General features: G+C 54.1%; 1 rRNA gene (cut by a window edge). It reads right to left on the bottom strand.

The annotated features are described in order from the left end of the window. Positions 1 to 22: 22 nt before the first annotated feature. Positions 23 to 1,697 (bottom strand): 23S ribosomal RNA (locus OKC29_RS22825) (it continues 1,303 nt past the right edge of the window).

Below are 1,697 nucleotides of genomic sequence, written 5' to 3'. Positions count from 1 at the left end.
CAGAACACTTCTTGGGTGTTGTATGGTTAAGCCTCACGGGTAATTAGTATGGGTTAGCTCAACACGTCGCCGCGCTTACACACCCCACCTATCAACGTTGTGGTCTCCAACGGCCCTTTAGGACCCTCAAGGGGTCAGGGATGACTCATCTCAGGGCTCGCTTCCCGCTTAGATGCTTTCAGCGGTTATCGATTCCGAACTTAGCTACCGGGCAGTGCCACTGGCGTGACAACCCGAACACCAGAGGTTCGTTCACTCCGGTCCTCTCGTACTAGGAGCAACTCCCTTCAATCATCCAACGCCCACGGCAGATAGGGACCGAACTGTCTCACGACGTTCTGAACCCAGCTCGCGTACCACTTTAAATGGCGAACAGCCATACCCTTGGGACCGACTTCAGCCCCAGGATGTGATGAGCCGACATCGAGGTGCCAAACACCGCCGTCGATATGAACTCTTGGGCGGTATCAGCCTGTTATCCCCGGAGTACCTTTTATCCGTTGAGCGATGGCCCTTCCATTCAGAACCACCGGATCACTATGACCTACTTTCGTACCTGCTCGACCTGTCCGTCTCGCAGTTAAGCTGGCTTATGCCATTGCACTAACCTCCTGATGTCCGACCAGGATTAGCCAACCTTCGTGCTCCTCCGTTACTCTTTGGGAGGAGACCGCCCCAGTCAAACTACCCACCAGGCACTGTCCGCGACCCGGATTCACGGGCCTGCGTTAGAACATCAAACATACAAGGGTGGTATTTCAAGGACGGCTCCAGCGCAACTGGCGTCACGCCTTCAAAGCCTCCCACCTATCCTACACATGTAGGTTCAATGTTCAGTGCCAAGCTGTAGTAAAGGTTCACGGGGTCTTTCCGTCTAGCCGCGGGTACACCGCATCTTCACGGCGAATTCGATTTCACTGAGTCTCGGGTGGAGACAGCATGGCCATGGTTACACCATTCGTGCAGGTCGGAACTTACCCGACAAGGAATTTCGCTACCTTAGGACCGTTATAGTTACGGCCGCCGTTTACCGGGGCTTCGATCAAGAGCTTCGCTTGCGCTAACCCCATCAATTAACCTTCCGGCACCGGGCAGGTGTCACACCCTATACGTCCACTTTCGTGTTTGCAGAGTGCTGTGTTTTTGATAAACAGTCCCAGCCATCTGGTCACTGCGACTCCCAACTGCTCCATCCGCAAGGGACTTCACTGTCAAGAGCGAACCTTCTCCCGAAGTTACGGTTCTATTTTGCCTAGTTCCTTCACCCGAGTTCTCTCAAGCGCCTTGGTATTCTCTACCCGACCACCTGTGTCGGTTTGGGGTACGATGACTTGTAATCTGAAGCTTAGAGGCTTTTCCTGGAAGCAGGGCATCAATGGCTTCCACACCGTAGTGTGTTCGTCTCGTGTCTCAGTGTTGTGTCTCCGGATTTGCCTAGAAACACCACCTACGCACTTTCACCAGGACAACCGTCGCCTGGCCCACCTAGCCTTCTCCGTCCCCCCATCGCAATTACAAGTCGTGCAGGAATATTAACCTGCTTCCCATCGACTACGCCTTTCGGCCTCGCCTTAGGGGTCGACTCACCCTGCCCCGATTAACGTTGGACAGGAACCCTTGGTCTTCCGGCGAGGAGGCTTTTCACCCCCTTTATCGTTACTTACGTCAGCATTCGCACTTCTGATATCTCCAGCATG

Origin of the sequence: Aeromonas sp. QDB34, assembly GCF_027705405.1 — a bacterium.
Lineage (GTDB): Bacteria > Pseudomonadota > Gammaproteobacteria > Enterobacterales > Aeromonadaceae > Aeromonas > Aeromonas hydrophila.
The sequence above is the reverse complement of the archived record's forward strand: the minus strand, read 5'-3'. Positions and strand labels throughout refer to the sequence as shown.